Source organism: Candidatus Acidianus copahuensis (assembly GCF_000632495.1).
In the GTDB taxonomy this organism is placed as follows: domain Archaea; phylum Thermoproteota; class Thermoprotei_A; order Sulfolobales; family Sulfolobaceae; genus Acidianus; species Acidianus copahuensis.
Map to the genome: position 1 here is coordinate 281,229 of NZ_JFZT01000039.1, position 25,499 is coordinate 306,727.

32 protein-coding genes are annotated in these 25,499 nt (G+C 36.6%); 25 read left to right on the plus strand and 7 right to left on the minus strand.

All coding sequences use genetic code 11. The annotated features are described in order from the left end of the window. Positions 1–4 precede the first annotated feature (4 nt). The 13 genes from CM19_RS06035 to CM19_RS06090 all read left to right on the plus strand — a co-directional run bounded on the left by CM19_RS06035 (position 5) and on the right by CM19_RS06090 (position 11,756). Positions 5–580, plus strand: a complete 576-nt coding sequence (locus CM19_RS06035; protein WP_048099517.1) for a V-type ATP synthase subunit E — start codon at positions 5–7, stop codon at positions 578–580. After that, complete coding sequence (locus CM19_RS06040; protein WP_048099518.1) at positions 581–2,356, plus strand: ATP synthase subunit A; 1,776 nt, start codon at positions 581–583, stop codon at positions 2,354–2,356. A gap of 2 nt (positions 2,357–2,358) precedes the next feature. Beyond that, positions 2,359–3,759 (plus strand): V-type ATP synthase subunit B, encoded by a 1,401-nt coding sequence (locus CM19_RS06045; protein ID WP_048099519.1) that lies wholly within the window; start codon positions 2,359–2,361, stop codon positions 3,757–3,759. Then, on the plus strand, positions 3,756–4,400 hold the full coding sequence (locus tag CM19_RS06050) for a V-type ATP synthase subunit D (protein WP_048099520.1): 645 nt from the start codon (positions 3,756–3,758) through the stop codon (positions 4,398–4,400). The genes CM19_RS06045 and CM19_RS06050 overlap by 4 nt, the downstream gene beginning before the upstream one ends. Next, positions 4,387–4,554, plus strand: coding sequence for an ATPase (locus CM19_RS12920; protein ID WP_150111392.1), 168 nt, complete (start codon positions 4,387–4,389; stop codon positions 4,552–4,554). Before CM19_RS06050 ends, CM19_RS12920 begins: the two co-directional genes overlap by 14 nt. 14 nt (positions 4,555–4,568) lie before the next feature. Then, positions 4,569–4,895: an ATP synthase subunit c family protein gene (locus CM19_RS06055; protein ID WP_048099521.1), complete on the plus strand. Its 327-nt coding sequence runs from the start codon at positions 4,569–4,571 to the stop codon at positions 4,893–4,895. Positions 4,896–4,933: 38 nt separating this feature from the next. Continuing rightward, positions 4,934–6,376 (plus strand): proline--tRNA ligase, encoded by a 1,443-nt coding sequence (gene proS / locus CM19_RS06060; protein WP_048099522.1) that lies wholly within the window; start codon positions 4,934–4,936, stop codon positions 6,374–6,376. Between the two features lie 33 nt (positions 6,377–6,409). Then, positions 6,410–6,697, plus strand: a complete 288-nt coding sequence (locus CM19_RS06065) for a 30S ribosomal protein S26e (protein WP_048099649.1) — start codon at positions 6,410–6,412, stop codon at positions 6,695–6,697. Positions 6,698–7,305: 608 nt separating this feature from the next. After that, on the plus strand, positions 7,306–7,680 hold the full coding sequence (locus tag CM19_RS06070; protein ID WP_048099523.1) for a PadR family transcriptional regulator: 375 nt from the start codon (positions 7,306–7,308) through the stop codon (positions 7,678–7,680). Positions 7,681–7,727: 47 nt separating this feature from the next. Further along, positions 7,728–8,576 carry a hypothetical protein gene (locus CM19_RS06075; RefSeq protein WP_052349466.1) on the plus strand — a complete coding sequence of 283 codons (849 nt, stop codon included), beginning with the start codon at positions 7,728–7,730 and terminating at the stop codon, positions 8,574–8,576. A gap of 80 nt (positions 8,577–8,656) precedes the next feature. Beyond that, positions 8,657–9,022 carry a DUF2203 domain-containing protein gene (locus CM19_RS06080; RefSeq protein ID WP_048099524.1) on the plus strand — a complete coding sequence of 122 codons (366 nt, stop codon included), beginning with the start codon at positions 8,657–8,659 and terminating at the stop codon, positions 9,020–9,022. A 31-nt stretch (positions 9,023–9,053) separates the two neighbouring features. Further along, complete coding sequence (gene cutA, locus CM19_RS06085) at positions 9,054–11,249, plus strand: glyceraldehyde dehydrogenase subunit alpha (RefSeq protein WP_048099525.1); 2,196 nt, start codon at positions 9,054–9,056, stop codon at positions 11,247–11,249. 105 nt (positions 11,250–11,354) lie between these two features. Beyond that, complete coding sequence (locus CM19_RS06090) at positions 11,355–11,756, plus strand: rhodanese-like domain-containing protein (RefSeq protein WP_048099526.1); 402 nt, start codon at positions 11,355–11,357, stop codon at positions 11,754–11,756. Between the two features lie 238 nt (positions 11,757–11,994). On the opposite strand, the gene CM19_RS06095 is transcribed toward CM19_RS06090, so the two are convergent. Both CM19_RS06095 and CM19_RS06100 read right to left on the minus strand, forming a co-directional pair. Next, a complete protein-coding gene (locus CM19_RS06095) occupies positions 11,995–12,810 on the minus strand; it encodes a slipin family protein (RefSeq protein ID WP_216604123.1) in 816 nt (271 codons plus the stop codon). A 24-nt stretch (positions 12,811–12,834) separates the two neighbouring features. Further along, the gene (locus CM19_RS06100) at positions 12,835–14,136 is read right to left on the minus strand and encodes a thermopsin family protease (protein ID WP_048099528.1); all 1,302 of its coding nucleotides are present in this window, start codon (positions 14,134–14,136) and stop codon (positions 12,835–12,837) included. A gap of 33 nt (positions 14,137–14,169) precedes the next feature. Between CM19_RS06100 and CM19_RS06105 the strand changes: the two genes are divergently transcribed. From CM19_RS06105 to lrs14 (CM19_RS06120), 4 genes are all read left to right on the plus strand, one after another. Then, entirely contained in the window at positions 14,170–14,517 is a 348-nt protein-coding gene (locus CM19_RS06105; RefSeq protein ID WP_048099529.1) for an NfeD family protein, read from the plus strand. 4 nt (positions 14,518–14,521) lie between these two features. After that, entirely contained in the window at positions 14,522–14,803 is a 282-nt protein-coding gene (locus tag CM19_RS06110; protein ID WP_048099530.1) for a hypothetical protein, read from the plus strand. After that, the gene (locus CM19_RS06115) at positions 14,804–15,610 is read left to right on the plus strand and encodes a gamma-glutamylcyclotransferase family protein (protein ID WP_048099531.1); all 807 of its coding nucleotides are present in this window, start codon (positions 14,804–14,806) and stop codon (positions 15,608–15,610) included. Between the two features lie 185 nt (positions 15,611–15,795). Beyond that, on the plus strand, positions 15,796–16,128 hold the full coding sequence (gene lrs14 / locus CM19_RS06120; RefSeq protein WP_048099532.1) for an Lrs14 family HTH-type transcriptional regulator: 333 nt from the start codon (positions 15,796–15,798) through the stop codon (positions 16,126–16,128). Here lrs14 (CM19_RS06120) and CM19_RS06125 read toward each other — a convergent pair. The 3 genes from CM19_RS06125 to CM19_RS06135 form a co-directional block, all read right to left on the minus strand. Then, positions 16,114–16,383 carry a sulfurtransferase TusA family protein gene (locus CM19_RS06125; RefSeq protein ID WP_048099651.1) on the minus strand — a complete coding sequence of 90 codons (270 nt, stop codon included), beginning with the start codon at positions 16,381–16,383 and terminating at the stop codon, positions 16,114–16,116. The two genes, lrs14 (CM19_RS06120) and CM19_RS06125, sit on opposite strands and share 15 nt — an antisense overlap. A 189-nt stretch (positions 16,384–16,572) precedes the next feature. Further along, positions 16,573–16,968 (minus strand): Lrs14 family HTH-type transcriptional regulator, encoded by a 396-nt coding sequence (gene lrs14 / locus CM19_RS06130; protein WP_048099533.1) that lies wholly within the window; start codon positions 16,966–16,968, stop codon positions 16,573–16,575. A 66-nt stretch (positions 16,969–17,034) separates the two neighbouring features. Then, complete coding sequence (locus CM19_RS06135; protein ID WP_048099534.1) at positions 17,035–17,388, minus strand: hypothetical protein; 354 nt, start codon at positions 17,386–17,388, stop codon at positions 17,035–17,037. Positions 17,389–17,420: 32 nt separating this feature from the next. Here CM19_RS06135 and CM19_RS06140 point away from each other — a divergent pair, with 32 nt between their 5' ends. The 3 genes from CM19_RS06140 to CM19_RS13095 all read left to right on the plus strand — a co-directional run bounded on the left by CM19_RS06140 (position 17,421) and on the right by CM19_RS13095 (position 18,418). After that, positions 17,421–18,014 carry a 7-cyano-7-deazaguanine synthase gene (locus CM19_RS06140; RefSeq protein WP_048099535.1) on the plus strand — a complete coding sequence of 198 codons (594 nt, stop codon included), beginning with the start codon at positions 17,421–17,423 and terminating at the stop codon, positions 18,012–18,014. Between the two features lie 24 nt (positions 18,015–18,038). After that, positions 18,039–18,200 (plus strand): zinc ribbon domain-containing protein, encoded by a 162-nt coding sequence (locus CM19_RS13535; RefSeq protein ID WP_081801224.1) that lies wholly within the window; start codon positions 18,039–18,041, stop codon positions 18,198–18,200. 62 nt (positions 18,201–18,262) lie between these two features. Beyond that, complete coding sequence (locus CM19_RS13095) at positions 18,263–18,418, plus strand: hypothetical protein (protein WP_160164872.1); 156 nt, start codon at positions 18,263–18,265, stop codon at positions 18,416–18,418. Positions 18,419–18,725: 307 nt separating this feature from the next. On the opposite strand, the gene CM19_RS06150 is transcribed toward CM19_RS13095, so the two are convergent. After that, positions 18,726–19,271, minus strand: a complete 546-nt coding sequence (locus CM19_RS06150) for a hypothetical protein (protein WP_048099537.1) — start codon at positions 19,269–19,271, stop codon at positions 18,726–18,728. 189 nt (positions 19,272–19,460) lie between these two features. Between CM19_RS06150 and CM19_RS06155 the strand changes: the two genes are divergently transcribed. Genes CM19_RS06155 through CM19_RS06175 form a run of 5 tightly spaced genes read left to right on the plus strand, consistent with a single transcriptional unit; the run spans position 19,461 to position 24,262 of the window. Then, complete coding sequence (locus CM19_RS06155) at positions 19,461–20,489, plus strand: lipoyl protein ligase domain-containing protein (protein ID WP_048099538.1); 1,029 nt, start codon at positions 19,461–19,463, stop codon at positions 20,487–20,489. Next, the gene (locus CM19_RS06160; RefSeq protein ID WP_048099539.1) at positions 20,486–21,382 is read left to right on the plus strand and encodes a radical SAM protein; all 897 of its coding nucleotides are present in this window, start codon (positions 20,486–20,488) and stop codon (positions 21,380–21,382) included. Before CM19_RS06155 ends, CM19_RS06160 begins: the two co-directional genes overlap by 4 nt. Further along, positions 21,379–22,440, plus strand: a complete 1,062-nt coding sequence (locus CM19_RS06165) for a radical SAM protein (RefSeq protein ID WP_048099540.1) — start codon at positions 21,379–21,381, stop codon at positions 22,438–22,440. The genes CM19_RS06160 and CM19_RS06165 overlap by 4 nt, the downstream gene beginning before the upstream one ends. Then, positions 22,441–23,277, plus strand: coding sequence for a DUF8155 domain-containing protein (locus CM19_RS06170; protein ID WP_048099541.1), 837 nt, complete (start codon positions 22,441–22,443; stop codon positions 23,275–23,277). Next, positions 23,234–24,262, plus strand: a complete 1,029-nt coding sequence (locus CM19_RS06175) for a histone deacetylase family protein (protein WP_048099542.1) — start codon at positions 23,234–23,236, stop codon at positions 24,260–24,262. Before CM19_RS06170 ends, CM19_RS06175 begins: the two co-directional genes overlap by 44 nt. Here CM19_RS06175 and CM19_RS06180 read toward each other — a convergent pair. Further along, the gene (locus tag CM19_RS06180; protein WP_476695732.1) at positions 24,230–25,489 is read right to left on the minus strand and encodes a helical membrane plugin domain-containing protein; all 1,260 of its coding nucleotides are present in this window, start codon (positions 25,487–25,489) and stop codon (positions 24,230–24,232) included. The two genes, CM19_RS06175 and CM19_RS06180, sit on opposite strands and share 33 nt — an antisense overlap. Positions 25,490–25,499 lie beyond the last annotated feature (10 nt).

Sequence of the window (25,499 nt, forward strand, 5' to 3'; positions counted from 1 at the left end):
AAAAGTGGAGTTTGAACAATTACTTGAATATCAAATAGAAGATATATTTCAACAAATAAAGAGTGATCTATCTAAGGGAGTTGAGGAGGCAAATTCTTATTTAGATAAAAAATACAATGACATTCTCTCTCAGTACTCAGATAAAATAAAAGAACAGATCTCAAAAAGAGAAGAGGAAATAGGGGGAGAAAAAGCAAAAATAGAGGTTGAAAATAAGAGAACTTTACTGAATGAGCAAGATTTTTGGATAAAGAAAGTATATGGTGAAGTGTTAAAAAGAGCTAGAGATATTACATCTTCCTCAGAATATACAGAAGGTATCAGGAAAATAATCTCTGATAAGGCTAAGGATAGTTCTATTATTTACTGCAACAGTGGAGATCAAGACCTTATAAGAAGCTTAGTAAAGTCGGCTAAAATTAAGGCAAATATCCAAATAGACAATTCAGTGATTGGTGGGATAAAAATAACTTACCCTGATCAGGGACTGACAATGGATTATTCCTTAAACTTAATTTTAGATCAAGTTTTTGAATCTGTTAAGCCTAAAATAGTTTCAATTTTATTTGGTGAGGACTAAATGCCAACAAAAGGGAGAATATTAAGAGTAAATGGCCCACTAGTTGTAGCAGAGGGAATGAAAGCCTCTCAAATGTTTGAGGTAGTAGAAGTAGGAGATCTAGGACTAATTGGGGAAATAACTAGAATTGAGGGAGATAGGGCTTACATTCAAGTTTATGAGGATACTAGCGGGATAAAGCCTGGTGAGCCAGTTTTAGGCACGGGAGCGCCTTTGTCAGCAGAGCTAGGCCCTGGACTCCTTGGGCAAATAGTTGATGGTTTAGAGAGACCGTTAGGGCGTATAGCGGAAATCAGTGAAAGCCCGTTTATTCAAAGAGGCGTTAAAGTTCCTTCTTTAGATAGACAGAAAAAGTGGCACTTTGTCCCTAAGGTTAAGAAAGGAGATAAGGTTTATCCTGGGGATATTTTAGGAACAGTTCAAGAGACTCAGCTTATAGAGCATAGAATTATTGTACCTCCAAATGTTCAAGGTACTCTAAAGGAAGTTGCAAGCGAAGGGGAATATACTGTAGAGGAAAATATTGGTATAGTTAATATGAACGGGGATGAAGTACCTGTCTCGATGATACAAAAGTGGCCGGCTAGAATTCCGAGGCCATTTAAGGAAAAACTTGAGCCTAGTGAGCCACTCTTAACTGGTGTAAGGGTTTTAGATACTATATTTCCTTTGGCAAAGGGAGGTACTGCTGCGATCCCAGGTCCTTTCGGCGCTGGAAAAACTGTTACATTGCAAAGCCTAGCAAAATGGAGTTCCGCTAAGATCGTAATCTACGTTGGTTGCGGGGAGCGCGGAAACGAGCTCACTGATGAGCTCAGAGCTTTCCCAACCTTAAAGGATCCGTGGACAGGAAGGCCATTGCTAGAAAGGACTATATTGGTTGCGAACACAAGCAATATGCCGGTGGCTGCAAGGGAAACAAGTATATACATGGGAGTTACAATAGGAGAATACTTCAGAGATCAAGGATACGATGTTTTAGTAGTAGCAGACTCTACGACTCGTTGGGCAGAAGCATTAAGAGATTTAGGAGGAAGAATGGAAGAAATGCCAGCAGAAGAAGGATTTCCTAGTTATTTGCCATCGAGATTAGCGGAGTATTATGAAAGAGCAGGAAAGGTTAGAACGTTAGGTAATTTAGATAGATTTGGCTCAGTTACATTAGCTTCTGCAGTATCTCCTCCTGGTGGAGACTTTACAGAACCAGTAACTAGCAATACTCTAAGATTTGTAAAGGTCTTTTGGCCTCTGGATGTATCTTTAGCTCATGCTAGGCATTTCCCTGCAGTTAATTGGCTTCAAGGTTTCTCCGCTTATACGGATCTAGTAAGTAAGTGGTGGGATCAAAACGTGAATCCTCAATGGAAGGAAATTAGAGAGTCTATGGTTAAGACCTTGATCAGAGAGGACGAATTAAAGCAAATAGTCAGACTGGTTGGACCTGAATCACTTTCAGAAAGAGATAAACTTGTATTAGAGGTAGCTAGATTAATTAAGGAAGCTTTTCTCAAACAAAACGCGTTTGATGACATAGACGCTTTTTCATCCCCTCAAAAACAGTATAGGATAATGAAACTAATAGATTTCTATAACAAATTTGCAACAAATTTAGTGGAAAAGGGAATGCCGGTAAAGAAAATATCTGAAGGAATAACTGTTGTTACAGACATAATAAAATCAAAGGCAATTATAAAGAATGACGAGCTTAACAAGTATGACGAATTGGAGAATACATTAAAATCACAGTTTGAACAACTAGAGAAGAAGGTGATTTAATAATGGAAACTACGATGAATATAAGAGAATTCAAGAATATATCAATGATTAAAGGTCCTCTAGTAATAGTTCAAGGAGTAAATGATGCTGCGTATAATGAATTAGTGCAGGTTGAGATGTCTGATGGTGAAAGAAGAAGAGGAATAGTGGTTGATTCATACCTAGGTTCATCGGTAGTTCAGGTCTTTGAAGGGACTTCTGGAGTATCTCCTACCGGGACAACAGTGAGGTTTTTAGGAAGAGGTTTAGAGGTTAAAATTTCAGATGAAATGCTTGGAAGAATATTCAATCCATTAGGCGATCCGTTGGACAACGGTCCGCCCATTATCTCTGGCGAGAAAACAGACATAAATGGAGGGCCTATTAATCCTTCTATGAGAGAATATCCAGAGGAATTTATACAGACTGGGATCTCTGCAATAGACGGCATGAATCCACTTCTTAGAGGACAAAAGCTTCCAATATTCAGTGGAAGTGGGCTTCCATCTAATACCTTAGCTGCTCAAATAGCTAAACAAGCAACTGTTATAGGAGAAGAGAGTAATTTTGCAGTAGTCTTTGGAGCTATAGGTGTAAGATATGATGATGCGATGTTCTTCAGGAAGTTCTTTGAGGAAACAGGGGCAATAAATAGGGTAGCTATGTTTGTAAGTTTAGCTAACGAACCACCGATGATGAAAATCCTAACTCCTAGAACTACTCTTTCGCTTGCAGAATACCTGGCTTTTGAAAAAGATATGCACGTATTAGCAATTCTACTAGATATGACTAACTATTGTGAATCTCTGAGAGAAATTAGTGCATCCAAGGAGGAAATTCCAGGTAGAGGTGGATATCCAGGTTATATGTATACTGATCTTGCTACAATATATGAAAGAGCAGGAAAAGTAAAGGGAAAGAAAGGTTCTATAACTCAAATGCCTATTTTGACCATGCCTAACGATGATATGACCCACCCAATACCTGACTTAACCGGATATATTACCGAAGGGCAAATTGTGCTAGATAGATCTCTTTATAACAAAGGAATATATCCTCCTATAAACGTTCTAATGAGTCTATCAAGACTTGGAAAAGATGGAATAGGTGAGGGAAAAACCAGAGATGATCATAAAGATCTACAGAATCAGTTGTTTGCGGCCTATGCCAGGGCAGTTGATACTAGAGGATTAGCTGCAATTATTGGTGAGGACAGTCTTTCTGACGTTGACAAGAAGTACCTACTCTTCGGGGAGGCTTTTGAGAGAAAGTTCGTAACTCAGGGTGTTAATGAAAATAGATCAATAGAAAGAACGCTAGACATTGGATGGGATATTGTGTCAATATTGCCAGAAAGCGAACTTACAAATATTAAGCAATCCTTAATAAAGAAGTATCTTCCAGCGTATCGTGGTAAGCAATGAGTTCAAACAAGGTTTTGCCAACAAAGCTTAACTTAATTAACTTTAAGTCACAGTTAAAGTTAATAAGAAACATTAAGAGACTTTTAGAGAATAAAAGGGAAGTTTTACTCATATACTTGAGATCGTACATCTTAGAGTATGAAAAGCTGTATAACGAAGTTAATAAATCACTAAAGCGAGCCTATTCCAGCTTTTTGCAAGGTGTAGTAGATGAAGGGATAAATAATACTAGGAATATTGCAGAATCTCAGAGTCATTCCCTTAGAGTTTCTGGTTCAACTAAGGTTATATTTGGTGTAAAAATACCAGTTGTTCAGTTAGATGAAAATAGTATACCCAAAAAACCGTTTAGCGAAGTTGAAACTTCACCTTACCTATCTCAATCCTTTGATGAAATGCGAGAAGCATTAGTTAAGGTAATTCAATTAGTTGAACTTGAATCAACTATAAGATCACTGGTTAGTGAGCTTAAGAGAACACAGAGATTAATTAATGCTATTGATAAGTCTATTTTACCCTTCTATACCTCATCGGTCAAATTCATTAAATCAGTCCTTGACGATAAGTCGAGGGAGGAATTCGTTAGACTTAAGGTTGTGAGAAGACTTCTACAGAAGAGGAGAGAAAATGTCGGAATATGAGAAATTTGTTAAACTATTAAAATCAGTCCTTGACGATAGATTAAAGGATGGAAAGAAAAGGCTGAATGATGAATTTAACACCATCCTAAAAAACAAGGAGAAAGATTTAGAAGATATAAAAAGAAAGGCTTTAAAGGAGATAATAAACAAGTAGTTGGTGGTTTGAATATGAAGAGAACGTTGTACGGGTTGTTTTTGCTTTCAATATTAGTGGGCTTAGCTACATCTGCATATGGTGCTACAGCTTCGTCTGCAATAGCGCCGTCTAGTACTGCACAAGGATTTGAAGGTATAAATATAGGTGCTGGCTTGGCTATAGGATTGGCAGCAGTTGGTGCAGGATTGGCTGTAGGTATGGCAGCAGCTGCTGGAATTGGAGTCTTAACTGAACGCAGAGACATGTTCGGTACTGTACTAATATTTGTAGCTATCGGTGAAGGAATAGTAGTATACGGTCTAGTGTTCGCAGTCTTAATGTTATTCGCCCACGTATAATAGTATAATTTTTTTATGTAAAACTATTTCTTTCCCCTATGCAAATACCTAGAGAAAAATGGAGCCATAATTTTGGTGAATGGTTTGATAAGGTTATTTTTGAAGCAGAAATTTACGATTATGGAAGATATCCTGTAAAGGGTATGGGCGTTTGGATGCCTTACGGTTTTAAAATAAGAGAAAAAGCTCTTTCTTTAATACGGAATTTATTGAACGGAACAGGTCACGAAGAAGTTCTATTTCCAATGCTAATTCCTGAGGACTTATTGCAAAAAGAAACTGAACATATTGAAGGTTTTGAGAATGAGGTATTTTGGGTAACAAAAGGAGGTTTGCAACAGCTTGATGTAAAGTTAGCGCTTAGACCTACATCTGAGGTAGCCATTACATACATGGAATCTCTCTGGATAAAAAGCTACAGACAACTTCCAAAGAAGTACTATCAAATAGTTAGTATATTTAGATACGAAACAAAATCCACTAGACCACTAATAAGAGTTAGAGAAGTTAGTACATTTAAGGAAGCACATACAATTCACGAAACATATGAGGATGCAGATAACCAAGTTAAAGAGGCAATTAGTATATATAAGAAGTTCTTTGATGAGTTAGGTATACCTTACATTATCTCAGAAAGACCTTCATGGGATAGGTTTGCCGGGGCTCTTCACACTTATGCCTTCGATACAATTATGCCAGATGGAAGAGTATTGCAAATAGGCACAGTACATCATCTTGGGCAACACTTTACTAAAGCATTTGATTATAAAATCCAGAAAGCTGATGGGAATCTTGATTATCCTCATCAAACTAGTTACGGTATTTCAGACAGAGTAATTGCAGTTCTAGTCTCGATCAATGGAGACGATCATGGTCCTATTCTTACGCCATTAGTTGCTCCAATTCAAGTTGTTGTGATTCCAATACCTGCTAAGAACGAGAATGACACAACTAAAATAATGAGTTACGCCAAGGAGATTACACAGATCCTCAACGAAAATAATATCTCAGTATATCTAGATGAGGAAAAAGATAAGACTCCTGGAGAGAAGTTTTACTACTGGGAACTTAAGGGTGTTCCTTTAAGAATAGAACTCGGTATGAGAGAGACAAACGGCGGTTCTGTTACGATAAAAAGAAGGGATGATCTTACTTCAAAGGTTGTAATCAAGGAGAAAATGGTAGATGAAGTTAAAGGACTTTTAAATGAAGTAAGACGAAGTGTTAGAGATAGAGCATGGATATTCTTTAATCAGAAGGTAAAATTTTCAACAGATCCAGATAGCGCAAAAAAATCTTTAGAAGAAGGTGGAATTGTTGAAGTTCCATGGTGTGGAGAGGACAGCTGTGGTCTCAAAGTCGAGGAAATAACAGGTGGTAAAGTCCTGGGCTATCCGATCGAGAGTAAGGAAATAAATGAGAGTTGTATAGTATGTAAAAAACCAGCTAAGACGACCCTTAGAATAGCAAAAACTTATTAGATGTATTTATACGAGAATATGTTGGGTGTAATTTTGCCTAAAAAAAGGGAGAACAGAGGCAGAAGAAAAGGCGATAAGGGTCATGTTGGTTACATAACTTGTGATAATTGTGGCGCTAGAGTACCAGAGGATAAAGCAATATGTGTTACAAGAATGTATAGTCCTGTTGAAGCTGCTCTTGCTAACGAACTTGAAAAAAAGGGAGCTATAATTCCTAGATATCCAGTTAGAAAATGCTATTGTGTAAACTGCGCTGTACACTTCGGAATAGCTAAAATAAGGGCTGAAAATGAAAGAAAAGTAGGACCAAGATCTTATTAGGGGGTCGTGAAACTGTTTCTAATTCTAGGGTAACAAAAGGTTTTCGAATGTGGTTTTAGAAATTTTTATTATGAGTCCCACATCAATGATGTGCAGTGCACAAAGGTGAGGGATGATATTCGCAGGGATCCTTGCCGTTGATCTCGATGCCCTATGATCTTGTTCTGGAAATAGTTGTATCACTGTCGAACGTGTGGGTGAGTAGTGAGTCCCTAAAGGGCATCTTTAAATACCCTGAACAATCTAAAGATATAGTCTATAAGGGAAATCGGTTAGTTAGACTGTTTCTAACTTTATAAAAGGAAAACGTTCTTACACCTATTTTGACATGATTTTTATAGTGTCCTTCACAAAAGATGTGTGCTCTGACCTCCTCCCCGCTCTAAAGAGCGAGGCTTTCAGTTGTAAAGCAGTAAGAAAGGTCTTACTAGTTCATGTGCTAGTTCATATAAAGAATGCCATTTTTGTTCATGCGTTATTTTGATGAGTTCTTCTAGAATATCTAAGTTACTTGAAAGAACCAATTAAATAGGTATTGTATATTTGAAGTCAAATCAAAAATTAAGGATGACATAAAAATATTAGATTAGAAATCATGTGATCCAACTATGAGCTATAATGAAAAACCAAGGATGATGGTTCTTAAAGGTCTTATTCAAATTATAATTTCCTATATTTTGTATAGATATGGAGATATGTACGGCTATCAAATCAAGAAAAATGTGGAAAAGTTTTACAATAAGAAAATACCTCAAGGCATGATTTACGTAACCTTAAGAAGGATGAGGAAAAACAATATACTCGATGTTTACGAAAAAGATGGAAAACAGTATTACAGGTTAACTGACGCTGGTTTACAGTTCTTTCGGAATCATATTGAAGTTCTAAGAAAGGCAGATAAGGCTATAAGCGAAATTTTAACCTATATGGATAGTGAAGTCAATAAGACGAATTCTTTTTCACCTAGTTCTCAGAGCGTTTAAAGAAAAAGGGTAAAGATTTCTATTACATTATTACACACTATCAGATAATGAAGGCATTTCTTTCCTCAAACGGCAAGGATATTACGATAAAGGATCGAGTTACGATAGTTACAATTGATGAAAATTCCTATGAGATATCGAGAGGGTTATATTACTTGTTAAAAGGAATTAAATCGATACCAAGACTCTATGGTGTAGTCCCAAAGGGGGACGTGGTAGATGAGTGGAAGAGATTATTTGAAAAAAATATAATAGATAATATAAAATCTAACTTATCGTTGGGTAGAGTGAAACTAGACTTGGGTTTTAGCCTTGATTTTGGCCCAGTTGAAATAGAGGGAAATATAAATAAAAAAGAGGATGTAAAAGTGGAAGTCTCATTGCATAATATTCCTGAAGTTGAGAAAGGGTTAAGGGGTCTTGTAGAACTTGATTCTTTCTATTTTTCTAATATGGAAAGAAAGACTCCATTCTTTTTACCTGCAGCTAGATCAGGTTTTCTATCCTCATTTTACAAGTTTGTTATGATGCAAGACGAGGGCGCACCAGGTATACCTAGGACGTTAGGCCTAATATCTGAGTTTGTAAATTCTGTTGTTCTTCCCCAGAATTTTAGCGAGATAGTCGATGGTCATAAGATATGGATAAATCCATCTGAAGGTCTTTTTGTAGATGATATGCCAGCCTTCAATGCTAGAGCAGATATACTAAACCTTTTTTCGTTAAAGTATTTCCTAAGTAACTCAAGTGAAGAGCAGTTTATTATAATAGAGGATTTATTTGCTCATCTTACAGACAGGCAGAAAGTCGAAGCTCTTCAACTAATAAAAGCTTGTAAGGCTTTTCTCTTTGTTACCGTCAAAGAAAATGAGTTAAATGAACTACTAAATGATTAACTCAGGGAAAGATGTTCGTCACTTATCGGACCTTGTAAGGTTCATCATCTGTTTTTATTCTAACGGTTTAACTAAAATATATGAGTTACTCCTATTTCGACTTACAAACCGCTTCGTCTCTGCTGCCTTGGCTGAAAGAGAAGTTAATGGAATTGAAAGAACTAAAGGGAGATACTGAGAGAGCTTTAGTAGACGGTCGTAAGGAATCCCTTTCGGTTTATGTTATGCACGTCGATAAGATAATTAGAGAGATATCCGAAAAAGGAATTATAGTTAGAGATCCAGAATTAGGCCTTGTAGATTTCCCTGCAATAATAAACGGTAGACCAGCTTTTCTGTGCTGGAAATTTGACGAAGATGAAATCATGTATTGGCATTACATTGAGGAAGGATTTGTAGGTAGAAAAAGGATAACTGGAAAAGAGGAGATACTCAGTTATACTTGAAATTTTTATATCATGGAACACTACTTACCTTATGAAAAAATACGTGGGGCAGCGGATAAAAAGGCAGGAAGATCCACGGTTAATTACAGGGGAGGGGAGATATGTTGACGACCTGGAATTTCCAGGGACTTTATATCTTGCAATACTTAGGAGTACAGTACCTCACGCTAAGCTTAACAGAGTAGATGTATCTGACGCGTTAAAGATCAATGGGGTTGTTGACGTAATAACTGGTTTAAAGTTCAAGGTAGAAAATAGGCCAGATAACTTTCCAATGGCTTCTACTGAACTTCTATATGTAGGGCAACCTATAGCTGCAGTTCTGTCTACAGATCGGTATTCAGCATACGATGCTTTAGATTCGATACAGGTAGATTATGACGTATTACCTTCAGTAATTGATCCTGAGGAAAGCTTAAAGGACCAAAAAAGAGCTATTGAAGGGAAATCCAATATCGCCTATAAGAAAACGTACTCGAGTGGAAATCCAGAAGAAAAGATATCATCATCAGACGTTAAAGTTGAAGAAAAAATAGAAATTAATAGAGTATATCCGTCTGCAATGGAACCAAGAGGAATCTTAAGTATATATCAGCCAGACTTATTAACTATTTACGCTTCTACGCAATCCCCCCATTATATGAGAAGGTATCTTCTAGACGTATTTGGCAGCATGGTAAAGGACATAAGGGTAGTTCAAGCTGATGTTGGTGGAGCTTTCGGTTCAAAGTTATTTCCATACGCCGAAGATTACATTGCAGTTTATTCTAGCTTAAAGACAAAAAGACCAGTAAAGTGGATAGCAACTAGAAGCGAAGACATAAGAACAACGTATCACGGGAGAGGCCAAATACATAAGGTTAAATTTGGCGTAAATAAAGATGGTAGTCTAGTTGGTATAAATGATCAATTGGTAATTGATCTGGGTGCAGCGTCTCACGGAACTTATTTGGCTGATATATCGGCCACTATGCTCCCTGGGCCATACAAAATAAAAGATATAGTGGTTGACGTATATGGTGTTTACACAAATAAGACTCCTTTAGATCAGTACAGGGGCGCAGGGAGGCCTGAAGCGACATTTGTAATTGAAAGAATAATGGATATTGCTGCTGATGAAATTGGAATGGATCCTCTTGAGTTAAGGAAGAAGAATATAGTAAGAGAGACCCCCTATATTAATCCATTTGGATTAAAATATGATAATGGGGATTATCTGAACTTGTTTGAAAAGGCAGAGAAGGCGTTTAGAGGATTGGAGGAAAGAGAAAGCGTTCTAAGATCAGAGGGCAGAAGAGTTGGTGCTGGATTTTCCTTTTATCTGGAACAGAACAATTTTGGCCCATGGGAAAGCGCATCAGTTAGAGTTAGAGGAGATGGCAAAGTTATCGTAATTATAGGTGCTTCTCCACATGGACAAGGTACTGCTACTGGTATAGCCCAGATAGTTGCAGACGAGCTAGGAATAGATATAAACGATGTGGAAGTAGTATGGGGAGATACGAGTTTAATAGGCGAAGGATACGGGACTTATGGTAGCAGGAGCTTAACCTTAGCCGGTAACGCTGCACTGATTGCTTCAAGGAAAGTCAAGGATAAGGCAATAAGATTAGCTGCCCAATTTATGAGAAGTGACGTACAGGAATTAAAGTACGACGATGGTAAGGTTATTAATCCAAAATCTGGTGAGAGTATGAGCTTAAGGGAGATAGCTGCAAAATCAATGTCTACTCTTGGAGGAACATGGAATTATAAGGAAGAGCCTGGACTTGAAGGTACAGCATACTTTGGTTTAGATAATCTTACATTCCCTTATGGCAGTCATATGGCACTAGTTGAGGTAAGAGAAGACGGTCTATTAAATGTTCTTGAGTATTATGCTATAGACGACATAGGCACAGTAGTTAATCCCATGTTAGCGGAGGGACAAGTTATGGGTGGAGTTCTTCAAGGCTATGGTGAAGCTACTAGTGAGGAAGTGATCTACGACAAGGAGGGAAACTTGCTTACTGGAAGTTTCGCTGAATATGGAATACTTACAGCTATGGAAGCGTTTAACATAAAGTGGGAGTACCTAGAGAAAGGTAAATCTGCAGCTCCATTACCTGCTAAGGGAATAGGTGAAGGCGCAACAATAGGAACTCCTCCAGCAGTAGTACGCGCTACGGAGAAAGCTTTAAACAAAAGGATCACGCGCTTACCAATGAGGTTATCTAGTGTTATATGAAATAACTTTTTCTTAAAAATAAACTTTTTATTGGTTTAATTTTATAACAATAGTATACTAAGTAAGAAATATAAGTCTTCGTTAACACTCATTAACTGGGTTAATATGCAGGTTATTGAGCAGTACGTTTCTCCATACTATAAACATATACTTAGCTTGCCTCCTTCCTCTGTGAGGAAGTTATGGAAGAGTAATAAAATAACACTAATTGACGTAAGGACACCCCAAGAATATGAAGATCATCATATTCCAGGTTCAATACTTATACCGCTGGATTACCTAGAGACATTAGTTGAGTATATTCCCAAAGGAGATATAGCCGTAATATGTGAACACGGTAATAGAGCTATGTATGCTACATATGGAATGCCACACATATACAAAGGAAGAGCAATACATATGATGTACGGAATGATGGGCTGGATGGCAATGGGTTATGAAACACAATCTGGTATGGATAAAAACGGAATTATTTGGCAGGAACTTTTAGAGAAGAAAGGATATTAGTATTTTTCGTCTATATAATGAATTTATCAGGGAGCATATGTATTAAGTATAGACAATTAGCTATTAGGTTCCATTGCAATTATTTTTAAATGAATTTGAGAATATGTTATTTGATAAACATGATTTACGAGATAGATTTAGATGAATACATAACATTAGAGGCTTTGACTCAATAAGGCAGTGACTTAATAAGGTAGAATGTTTTTATTTAAAAAACTTGTTTGAATTAATTTAATTTTTACGTCTGGGTTGGTTTCTGCTTATCTTTTACATAAGTAGCTAGGGATGTAACACTAAGAGAAGGAGAGATAGTAGGATAGATCTCATTTCCTGCTGGCACTACTACTATTAAACCTCCTTTTTGAGAAATATCTGAAAGGGTTTCGAGAAATCTAAGTTGTAAAGCTATGGGATTTTCTTTATATGATTTTGATGCATCAGCTAAAATTGTAGAGGCCTGTCTTTCTCCTTCACTCAAAATTACTTTAGCTCTCCTCTGTCTTTCAGCCTCAGCTTGTCTTGCCATTGCAGAAAGAAGATCTGGAGAAACTTTTATATCTCTGACAGTCACTGCAGTTACCTTTATTCCCCATGGTTCTGTATAACTATCTAGAATCTCTTGAAGTTTCCTATTTATTTCCTCTCTTTTACTCAGTACTTCGTCAAGTTCCATCTGTCCTATTATGTCTCTTAAAGAAGTTTGGGAAATATTAGAAACTGCTTTGTTATAATCGCTAACTTGGGAAACTGCACTTATTACACCTTCCTTTAGGACTTTATAATATACAACAGCATCTATAGAAACAGTTACATTATCCCTTGTTATAATAGTCTGTGGGGGTATATCTATCGTTCTTACCCTGAGATCCACGATTATCGGCCTATCTACAAAGGGTATTAAAAAAATAAGACCTGGCCCCTTTATTCCCAATACCCTACCTAGCCTTAAAACAACAGCCCTTTCCCATTCTTTAACTTGTCTAATGGATAGTCCTACGAATATCAAGATAATGATCAGTAGGAAAACTAGGCCAATTATGATATCTAACGACATTATTATAATATGTATTTTAGATTTTTAAAGCTTGTATTTTATAAGAACAGCTGAAATTACAATACCTATGGCAAAGGCCCCAATGTATTCTAAGATTAAGTAGTTTATGCTAACTCCACTAGATTTATACTTAACATTGTTAAAACTGGAGGATAATGACTTTTTAAAGTTGTAAGTGGTAATAAACTTTACTAGCGAATTATATCCGTGAGTTATCGAGGACACTATTGTACTTAACACAGGTGAGGTTATAGCATAGGATGAGGATAAGCTGAAGTTTCCTGGAAAATATGCTATATATGTCCCAGAAGACACATTAAAGAAAGTTGCCCCTTGTAGATTCGTAAAGTTAATAGCAATTACCTTCGTAAATGGAGGGCTTGATGTGGGGTTGTCAGAGATCGATAGTAACTCAATTTCCTGCCCTTGTAAAGGCTGTCCATTGATAAACGCTTTTACAATCTCTCCTTCATGTGTATTATTTATTGTTATAGTTGGAGGAATTGGCCAAACTATGGCTGGCGAATTAGTTCCGGGAACTAATTTAGCACTTGGCTTTAAGATGTTTGTGAAGTTACCTGTAACTGAAATGCCATAAGCCGATTCAGCTGTATCTAGACCAACAGAAAAGGCTTGAGGAACTATCTTCAATCCATTATTCCAATAGTAAAGATTTTCAGAACCATTTAGACTCATATGGACCTCACTACCTCCACCCGGTCCTCCTAAAACGAATTCTAAGTCATTAGGTATTCCAGCTAAGGACAGTCCACCTATTTGGAAGTTTCCAAAATGAGGCAACTCTAGGTAAACTCTTTTCACTCCATTAGTGGTAAAACCAAAAGATAATCCATTAGAAGCGTTCATAAAGATGAAAAGAGTAAAGGGTGTCTTTAGAGTAAAAGTCGGACCTTGATAACAATAAACTCCTAGACCTTGATAAGTTGTGGTATTTTTTACAATTGAAGTAAAAGGACCTGTCAAATTCCAGAAATTAACCACCATTGTTATCTCGAACTCGTCTCTGCTTATTTGATGCATTAGCGCGACGTTCTGTGCCCAAAATCGACCGTCTATCATAGCGTTTAGTTGAAGAGAAGCGTTATGCCTAGATATTAGTTGACCATTGGGGAGGAATGAGTTTCCTATAGTCATATTTGAAACGTATATCTTTCCTTCCACGAAGTTAGTGTAAATTATCGATGTAAGTGGAAAATATGCGAGTCCAGTTGGATAAGCTAAAGTAGTTTGAGAAGATACTAGAAAACTAGATGCTAGCGGAAAGACGATAAACAATATTAAAATGAACCTCAACCACTTTCTCATAAGATTAAAATTGTCACGACTTAATATAAAATTGTGGCACATCCTGTAGTTATACCCATAATTGTATTGATCGTATTAATAATAATTCTAGTTATTACAGGTTATATTTCAGATCCGATTGTTGATATTCCCTCAATTGCGCTCCTTGGTTTTTTATCATATAGGATTACGTACGTTATTATAAAGACTAGAAAAAGGAGCCTTTATGAATACGTAGGAAAAGTAGGAAAAGCTATAGAAGATATAGGACCATCTAAAACGGGATATGTGATTGTTAATGGTGAGTATTGGAAAGCTACCTCATCAGATACAATAGTTGCTGGCGACGAGATAGTAGTTATTGGCATGCAAGAATTAAAGCTAGTTGTTAAGAAAAAATAGATGGATGAGGATATCATACTCTACATTAGATAAATTAAGGAGCATGCCTAACTATTCCATACATGAAAGCAAAGATCTAATTACTATATTCTATTTTGCGCCGTCAATAGGCGAGGCCTCGGGTACTACAGAAGAAGGAGGGAATAGGTCTATAGAAATAATTTTGGGTAAAGACAATAACGGTTTAACCTTTATTGAGGCTAAAGTCTTAGAAGGAGATCGTGTAATAAGAAAAATGAGCGAAGAAGAATTAGACTTATGGTTTCAATTTATAGAGGGAGAGTAAATGTATATCTTTGTATATGGGAGTCTCAGATATGGGTACGAACTACATCATCTATTAAAAGATAAGAGGCTTGTTGGATTAGGCTTCATAGAGGGCTATAAGATGTTAGATCTTGGTAATTATCCTGGAATAATTAGAGGAGATGGAATAGTTTGGGGAGAAGTTTATGATATTGATGAACAGCTACTTATGTTACTGGACGAAGTTGAAGACTACAGAGGAAAACCAGATGATCTTTATGTTAGAGAGAAAACTACAGTATTCTTTGATCAAAAGAGAAGGTTCTATTTAGATAATGTCTATATGTATAAATATAATCAATATAATGCAGGATTTAAGGAAATCGAGTCAGGCGATTATAGTAGATGGAGCGGGATGCCTGTCCTAACGAATTACTTTGCATATGCTGAGAATACAAACTTGGAAATTTTGAAGGAAAGAGGAGTAAAGAACATATTAGCACAATTAAAGGGATATTTAGATGGATATAGGTTAATATTTAATGTTAAGTGTAAGTATGGCTACTGCGCAAACCTAAAGGAAGAACATGAAGCAAAGGTATGCGGATATATTTATGTTGTACTTGAGGATGAATTAAGCGTTCTTGATAAAGCAGAAGAGCACTTGGTCAAGTATATCAGAGACATTGTTAAGGTAAAGGATGAAGAAGGAAAGGTTTACTTTGCTTCAACGTATGTATATGATATTAAGGACAAAAATATGAAGCCTTCAGAAGAATATTTAAAAATCATAAGGGAAGGATTAGGAAGGTTATGGGGAAGAGATTGTATAAGTACTGGGTTATAAATAGACTTAAATAATTAGCTAATCTATTGATTGCGTGTTTGTTCTAAAAGATGGTTTAACGGTATTTATTCCTAGGGGATTAGTCCAGAATATAATTATTAAACGTTAGTAATTTTTATGATAAAGATAAGCTACTTCTAAGAAAAAGGAAAAGGTTTTAAATTTCTTTTTACATTTATTCTTATATGGAAGTAGTCTTTGATCTAAAAAACAAGAAAGAGAGTATAAAGTGCTGTTATAAGATATCTGAAACAGATGTAGATTGTCTATTCAAGTTAGCTGATATGGGTAGAGCTGTAACTTCGACAGAATTAGCTAGTGAAATGAACTTTAGTAAGACTACTGTTGAAAGCAGTCTAAAGAAATTAATAGAGCTTGGATTAGTTCAACGGATAAAAATAGATGAAAAGAAAATAGGTAGACCTAAATTTCTATATGCGGTAGAAAGCACTGTCTGGGATAAAGTAAGTAAAGATCTTAAGGATTGCGCTAACAAGATTTTGTCAGCAATTTCCTAACCCAAGTTTTTCATCAACTTTCTCATTATTAGTTTTCTTATCTTCTTTTTCTATTACTATTTCGAATATTCCATTTTTTTCAACATGAGAGATGATTTTGCATTCCATTAGTTTAAGAGCTTCCATTATCATATCATCGCATTTTGGATCTTTAAAGACTACCTTAATAGACCCTTTTTTCATTGTCATAAGTTTTGCAGCCGTTTTTAAGAAAGGCTCAGGACACTCCATATCAACCAAATTAAGCTCTTCCATAGCTTTAAATGAAAATAGGAAAATTAAAAAAGTTTGGGTATTCATTAGAAAGTATGAAAGTTATATGCCCTGTTTGTAGCAGACTTTTTGAAGCGGAATGTTCTCCTTATAGGCAAAAAAATGGAGATATCGTTTACTATTTTGATACAGAGATATGTCAACTTGCCTTTATGCAAAACCCTGCAAAGTTCATCGTGAAATGCCAGTCTCAGGATTCTTAATTTCAACATGGGCTAAATCTCCAAACAATTTAGCGCAGTATTCGAAGTCCTTTCCAATCTTAGACACCATAAGTTCGGGATCAATAGACTTATAGATGTATCTTGGCCTCCCTCCTTTAGAATTTTGATCTTTAGCTCTCTCTATAAATCCTATTGAGATCAGTTTATTCACAGATCTGTTAACCGAAGCCTTGCTGAGCTTAAGTGAAGCTGATAGTTCATCTTCTGTTTTCGGTCCTCCAGAAGTTAGGGTTAATAGTACTTGAAAATCTGTATCTGAGACATCGTAGCAAAAACCTAAAGCTTCAACAAGTCCAACTTCTTTCCCTGAAGGTAACCTAACCTTTAGTTTTTGGACTTCCATACTATATCATGTTATATATGGTAAAAACGTATATATAAATCTTTGTTAATTTTAGCAAAAAAGGTTTTAAGCCCAATTACCACTTCTTATATTTTCAATCTTAGTTGCTAGATCTATCTGAAAATATTTGAATACTTCCTTCGTAAACTTTAAGGCATCTTCGTCAGACATTTGCCCTATCTTTGAAAGTAGTTCATTGGCAAATCTAGTCAAGTCGTTAAAGGTTTGTCTTTGCATTTCGTATTGCGATATGTTTAGTATTTCTCGTATATCGTCTTTATTTTTCGCTTCATTTATCTTTTTATACATTTTTCTAATTGGTCCTTCTCCATTCCTTCCGAATAGTGCATCCTCCGGTAATCTGAGCCATCTGGCATAAGTCGCAGCTAGTTTTTTTGCCTCATTTTCGATTGTTGCCATGAACTTATTTTTAGTTTTATGAATTTAAAATCATGAGAAGCCTTTTGCTCATGTCAGGAGGACTTGATTCAACTGCTGTTGCTTTCTCGATTAAGGAGAGAGATTATGACTGTCTATTTTTAGACTATGGTCAAAGATCTGCAAAAATGCAAAGAAGGTATGTAAAAGAGAATTGTGGAAAGTTAGGGAAGAGAGTCATAGAATTAGACATTAAAAAGTTAGGTGATTTTTTTGCAGAAGGTTACTGGATGAGACCCCATGAACCTATAGTTCATAGAAACGTAATCCTTCTTGCAATAGCGATAACCTACGCGAAGGAGAAGGGATATGACAAAGTAATCCTAGCCACAGTAAATGAGGAATGTGATTACGAGACAAACAAACCTAATATAATCAGAGAATTGAAGAGGCTTGGCGAAGTTATGGGAATAGAAGTTAATACGCCGTATATAAATCTTGGAAAGTCTCTGTTACTTAAAATTGGTATATCTCATGGTATGGATCCGGCTAAAACATATTCTTGTCTTTTAGGTCATGAGAAGCACTGCGGTAAGTGCTCGCAATGTCTTCATAGAAAGCTAGCTTTTAAGGCACTGGGGTTAATTGACCCAACTCAATATATCTAACCTTACTGTTTTCCTAACCCTTTAATTCAGGGCTTAGATGAGAAGGACACGTCAAGGACGTGCTCTAAGTGTGGTTACCGTTTACCTAAAGCGCCACCAGATGTGCGTGATTTTGTTTGCCCTAGATGTGGTTACACGACTGATAGGGATGTTAACAGTTCTGATAACATGGGAAAACAATGGTAAGCTTAAATTGAATGATACTATTCTCTCTCTTTTCTCAATCCAATCTACTAAAGCTTCGTTTTATGAAGAAAGAGGAGAAGGAGAAAACCCTCAACGATATCCGCTATTACTTCCTAGACGTGAAGATCTGCTCCTTGGAGGAGCCACCTGTTATGTCCCTCGCAGACATAACAGAGTGTGGCGAGGTAGTGAAACCGCTACTCGTAATCTCCTCCTGAGTGGGATGCACCCAATGGGGTCGTGAAACTGTTTCTTGTTCTAGGGTAACAAATGGTTTTTAAATGTGTTTTAAGAAATTTTTATGATGAGTCCCACAGTGATGCTGTGCACTGCACAAAGGTGTGGGGTGATGTCTAAAGGGTTCCGTGCCGTTGATCCCGATGCCCTGTGATCTCACACTGGAAGTAGCTGTGCTATTGATGAAGGTGTGGGTGAGGAGAAAGTCCCTAGAGGGTATCTTGAAATGCACTAAATGACCCCAAGGTACCCTTTAGGGACAAACGGTGAGGACGTCACTTATATAGTTCAGCTTATAAGAAAAATTAATTGATATGTTAGAAATATTATAGTAAATATTGCGATTCCTATATTAAATATTCGTGAAACTTTCCTTGGTATAAGGTTTAGAAAAGCTAACAATGCTATAGACAGGGTCGATGTTATAACGAAAATTGCGAGGACAAAGACGGATAAAAAAATCTCCCCTGCATTTATCGCAATAAGAATTGCCAAGATTTTTGATGGAGTTAATACTAAAGATCCTTGTAAAATCCCTATTTTAGGCTCTAGATCAAATTCCTTTTCCATAACTGCTGAAAAGAGAAGAAGACCTCCTATACCTATACCTATAATAAAGGATCCGGCTAAGATTATTTGTTTTATGCTCTCGATTGTTACGACTAAACTAAGAGGTAATGCTATAATTAGAAAACCTGCTGAGTGAAATAGAGAAAATTTAAGAATACTTCCTTTCCTCTTCATCATTCTAGCTGTGGCAACATGATCCGGATCAAGACCGTGACTTAATCCAAGAAATATAACTAACAATATATCGCTTATATTTAACGTCATGCATTACGTTTGTTACCATTTATTAAATTATTTGTTACTACTAGAAATTATAACAATTCCTACTACTTATAGTTACTTTAAACTTTTAAATTTCACGTCAAAAGAAATATCATTCTTTATTACTGACTTATGTATGTCTTAAACAATATAAAAGTAATTTTTTTATATTATTAATTTCATTATATTTCGATGCAAACTTTTAGATTTATGGTTGAGACAGGCGATCAAGCGAAAATATTAGCTGGAGAAGAAGCACTTTTAGATTCTGTCTCTTCAGGTTCAGATCCTATTCTCAGGTTTGTGATATTTGATCCTACTTCAGTTCTCCTAGGTTATCACCAAGCTGTAGAGGACGAAGTAAATATAGATGAGGTCAGGAGAAGAGGATGGGAAATTGGTAGGAGACCTACTGGAGGTGGAACCATTATTATGGGTCCCGAACAGCTCGGATGGGAAATCTACACTAACTCTTCTTTGGTTGGGTATACTCCAGAGGAAGCAATGAGGAAGATGGGAAACGGAGTTATTGAAGCTCTAGAACAATTGGGAGTTAAAGCAAGGTTTAGACCTAAGAACGACGTTGAAGTTAATGGAAGGAAAATTTCAGGAATAGGCGCTTTTTCCTTTGGTCAATATATGGCTATAACCGGTACCATTCTCCTTGATTTTGACGTTGATTCTATGGTGTCTGTCCTTAAGCTTAGCTCAGAAAAAATTAGGGATAAGGTAATAAGTGATTTTAAAGAGAGGGTTACATGGATAAATAGGGAAATTGGGAAGAAAATTGAAATGCAACAATTAATTAGTTTAGCAAGAAAATCGTTCTCTCATGTTTTAAGTGTTGATCTAGAGGATGGAGAATATAATCAAAAGGAAATAGAAGAGATATCTAACTTAAAGGTGAAGTACTCATCTCCTTCATGGATATACGATCTGAGAAAATCTCTTAATGGAGATATTAGATTCGTCCAAAAGAAGTTTCCTGGAGGATTAGTAAAGGTTCAAGTTAAAAAGTCTGGGAATCTCATAGAGTCAATATTGATAACGGGGGATTTCTTTGTTGAGCCTAGAAGAGCAATATTTGACCTTGAATCAAGGCTTAAGTGGAGTAAATCGGATGAAGTAAAGAAAGAAATCGAGGATTGGTATAACGGGATAAAAATCATTGGAATACCAAAGGAAGGCTTAGTGAATTTAGTGGAGGAAGCAATAAGATGAAACCAATATATTTTTATGCACCAGCATTGAAGAAATATGAAACAGATTACCTATCTTCCAGTGCTGGATGGAATGCTATTTCGGTTACAGGCACTTCTTGTGCGTTTAACTGTAAGCATTGTGGTAGAAGAGTTCTAGAAGGTATGGCAGACGGTTCTACGGATGAGAAGTTCGCTAAGGAACTTGAGGAAGCATCAAAAAAGGGAGGTATAATAATTTCAGGTGGTTCAACGCCAAGAGGAGATGTACCGATATGGAAATACTCTGAAATTTTGAAGAGATTTTCCAAAAACCTTACAATAATTGCTCATACAGGAATTGTCAAGAATAGAGAGATAGCTAGAAAGTTCAAGGAAGCTGGAGTAAAAATAGCTCTACTAGATATGGTAGGAGATGATGAAACGATTAGAAAAGTTCTTGGCCAACCTTTCACTGTTAGCGACTATTTAAATTCATTTAAATATCTTAAATCTGAGGGGATGAAGGTAGTCCCGCACGTAATAATGGGATTGAGTAAGAAAGGGAAAGAGGGCGATTTACACGCGATTTCTCTACTTAGTGAAGTTAATCCTGACGCTATTATAATAGTTGGTTTAATGCCCATGCCAGAAACGTCTTACAGTTTATTTTCACCTCCAGAACCAGATCATATGATAGAAGGTTTATCAAGAGCTAGGAATAATTTTGATGTTCCAGTTATGTTAGGGTGCGCTAGACCAAGAGGAAGGAGATATTTGAAAGTTGAGCAATTTGCAGTAGATAATGAAGTAGACGGTATAGCTTTTCCTGAGGAAGAGACTATTGAATACGCAAAGGGAAAAAGGGAAATCCTTTTGAGTAACGCGTGTTGTGGAAACATTGTCCTAGACTTTCTCTCACGGGTGTCCACATGATTCGAAGTTCAGAAGTAATAAGTAGCCCTGAGTGGGTAAGGCTAAGCTTTGGGGCAGATATGGTTTTAGGTTTCAGCCCCGGAGTATTTCTAAAAGGAGCATTAAATACAACTATAAACCTCCTACAGTATTATCCAGATGGTTGTAAAGCAAATTGTGTCTATTGTGGTCAAGCCAGGGAAGTATCTCAAGGGCCTGAATGCAAGACTCTAATAAGAGTGGAATGGCCTCTAAGGAAACTTGATGATGTAATCTTAAGAATAAAGGAAAGGCAAGGAGATACGCGATATGGATTACAGAGGATATGCGTAGGAGAACTAGCTCATCCTAGGGCTTCACCAGACGCTATAGAAATAACAAGAAGAATAAGGGAAAGTGGAATTGAGTTACAAATCTCTGAACTAGTTACCGCTACATATACTTTTAAGACTCACATGGAAGAGATGAGAAAGGCTGGGGCAAATATGATAGATGTTGCAATAGATGCGGCAAGTAAGAGAGTCTTTGATGAAACTAGAGGAAAGAAAGTTAGAAGTATGCATAGGTGGGAAAGATACGTTCAAGCCATCGATGAGGCAGTTGATGTATTTGGAAAAATGAATGCAGGAATTCATCTAATTATAGGCTTAGGGGAAACTGAAAAAGAGGCTGTAGAAATTATGGAATATGCTCATAGTAGAGGTGCTAAAATTAGCTTATTTGCCTTTTATCCGGAACAGCAGACGCCTATGGAGAAAAAGAAGCCTGTTCCACTCGACGTTTATAGGAGGATGCAGTTAGCTAGATGGTTAATAGAGAATGATATAGTGATGTCAAGTTCATTTGTATTCGATCAAGAAGGTAAGTTGATCGATATTGATATTCCAAATGATTTAGCATTAGAAGACTTGTCCCCAGCGTTTATGACAAGCGGATGTCCAGGATGCAATAGGCCTTACTCAAATGAAAGGCCTGGAGGAAGATTAAGAAATATTCCTTGGTATCCTAATAGGAGGGAAACCATTTCGGCAATTAAGGCAAGTAAGTTAGAAGGTTTAATTAGGAGGTTTACTAACTAGATGTTACATTTAAGGAGAGGAACTCTGATTAGTTTTTTCTCTTCTGGATTTCCCTCCCATGTAAGAGGTAATGCCATAGATGTTTCTTCTCCAGATATGGAAAATTTTCTCTCTCCTATTGAAGGAAAAGTTGAGAAAATCATCAAGGTGAAAATAGGCAGACCTAATAAGTTCGCTAAGGTAAATTACGACTATGTCATTTACATGGATACACCACAAGGAAAATTGAAACTCCTTCACGTTGAACCAGAAGTTAAGGAGGGAGAAGAAGTTAAGATTGGAAGCTTTGTGGGAAAATTTCTTGAGAATCCATATACAGGAGGTGATTTTCCTCATGCTCATATAGAAGGTATACCAATAGAACTACCAAGAATTAAGAAGTATGATGAGGAAGCTTCAGCTATAGTAGTTAATGTAAGTGAGTTTTATTTTGATGTAGAGTTCTCTAAGTACGCTGAAGCTGGAGAACTTCATGGTTTAGGTTGTTGTGGCGGAATCCTTAATGCCTCTCTTCTTTACGCTGGTTATGCAGGGATAATAGGTAAAGAGATAATTAGCAAAGAGATAAGTATATTGGGAATTCCATTTTATGTTTCAAAAATTGGAAAGAATTATACTATCGTAGAAGCTATTCAAGGACTCGTAGAAAACTGGGAATTTGGTCCTTCATTTAAGGTATTAGCTGGAGAACCAGTTTACGGAAAACCAATATTTGAGAGTATTCTTAGTTGGGGAGGAAAACCTAGAATAAGGTTTTTCATCAGTAGTAAATATAAAGAAGGAGATGTAGTAAATGTCTGGAGAATTATTGGGAGTTATATGGGACGAAAGGTTTAACAAGATCTCCTTCTCGCATCCTATGATAAGGGATATATCTATGCAGAGAATAAAGAAGTTTAAAGAGATGTTAGACAATGTGCCTCGAATTATTATCATAAAGCCGGAGGAGGCTAATGAGGATGATATCCTAGAAGTTCACACAGTGTCTTACGTGGAAAAATTGAAGGAGGTAAGCAATGAGGAGTTTATAGGGTTTTTAGACGGAGGGGACACTGTTCATTATCCTGGTATGTTTAGCGATATTCTTCTTGTTTTAGGTTCTACTTTTACAGGGATAAAATATCTAAAATTCTTAGAAAAAGTATATATACCGCTTGGTGGTTTTCATCATAGCCTTCCGGATAGAGCAATGGGCTTTTGTCCAATAAATGATGTTGCATTAGGCGTTAAGACCTTATTAAAGGAAGGAAAGAGAGTAGCAATAATTGACGTCGATGCGCATCACGGGAACGGTTTACAGGAAATATTATATCGAGATCCAGTGTTAAAGGTAAATATTTTTGGATATGATGGTAAGTTCTTTCCAGGAACTGGCAGGTTAGAGGAGAGGGGAGAAGGTAAAGGTCGTTGTTTAAACTTTAATGTTGGTTTACCGCTGGATTCCGGAGACGATTCCTTCGAATACGCGTTAAGAATGTTGGATCTGGTATATGAATACTCTCCTGAATACTTAGTTGTAATTGCTGGAGTTGATGGGCACAGAAACGATAATTTAAAGTCTTTGAATTTAACTACAAATTCTTACTTAAATCTTGGGATTAGAGTGGAAAGATTAAGAAAAAGGTTGAATGCAAAGGTGTTGTCTTATGGTGGAGGGGGTTATGGTCCATACTCCTCTCTATGTATGATATCGTTCTTATATGGTTTACAAGGAGTAAATAAAAGGGATGAAAAACCAACGCAGAGTAAAAATGAAGATATTAAAAAAACAAAAGACGTTGTAAAGACATTATTCTTTGAAGGCTTTACCCATTGCTTGTAGAAGAGAGAAAGCGATTCCAAGTCCCATTCTTGTGTCCTGATCTTGCGGGAATCCTGCTAATCTTAATACAGCTCCACCAGCAGGCTTAACGTTTCCTAGCTCACTAGTCCATAACTTCATCATTTTAGACATCTTCTCCATTAGCATAGCCATTGAATCTACTAGTTGTGGATCAGCCATTATATCTAAGAGCTTCATCATTCTATCTAGCGCTCCGCTTCTTTGAAGTTCAGCAACTTTATCCATCATTCCCATCATCGAGTCAATGTCCATTTGAGATATCATTTTTATTGTCTTTTCGTTCAGCATCTTCTGCATTACTGGTATACCTACCTCCATTGCGGAGAGCAAGCTATCTAAGTCTAACTGCTGTAAGAGCTTTATTGTTCTCTCACTAGTCATCTTCTGCATTATTGGAGTTAAGGCATCCAATGCGTTTAACGTATTATCTATATCAATTTTTTGTATTATGTTAAGAGTTTTCTCGCTAGTTAGCTTCTCTAAAAGAGGCCAAAGAGCTTGAATCTTTGGTAACTGATCCATTCCAAACGAGATAATAGCGTTTATTAAATCAGCCTTCTGCACAGCATCAAGCAAGTCTATACCTTGTACCATTAGGTTCATTAGCTGATCAATTTGACCCTTCTTTTGCATCTCGTCAAGTGTTGTTGCCATCCTGTTTAGTACTGGTGTCATCTTTTCCGCAGTAGAGAGGAGAGTATCTAAGTCTACTCCCTCTAAGATTTTTAGAGTTTTCTCACTAGTCATCTTCTGCATTATTGGAGTAAGTTTTTCTACTGCAGTAAGAGTAGCATCCATGTCTATTTTTTGAAGAATAGAGAGCGCCTTCTCACTAGTCATCTTCTGCATTATTGGAGTTAAGGCATCCAATGCGTTTAACGTATTATCTATATCAATTTTTTGTATTATGTTAAGAGTTTTCTCGCTAGTTAGCTTCTCTAAAAGAGGCCAAAGAGCTTGAATCTTTGGTAACTGATCCATTCCAAACGAGATAATAGCGTTTATTAAATCAGCCTTCTGCACAGCATCAAGTATAGATAAACTTTGGTCAGCAAGGTCAAGAAGTAAGTCAAGTTCTCCTCTCTTGTCAAGCTCACTCAATTTATTTGTAAGTTTTTCAATAGTTGGGAGAGTTTTAATTAACTCAGATATTTTCTCTAGGTTCTCATTTTTTAAAATCTCTTCTAAAGGATCTGTTTGCGACATAACTATCTAT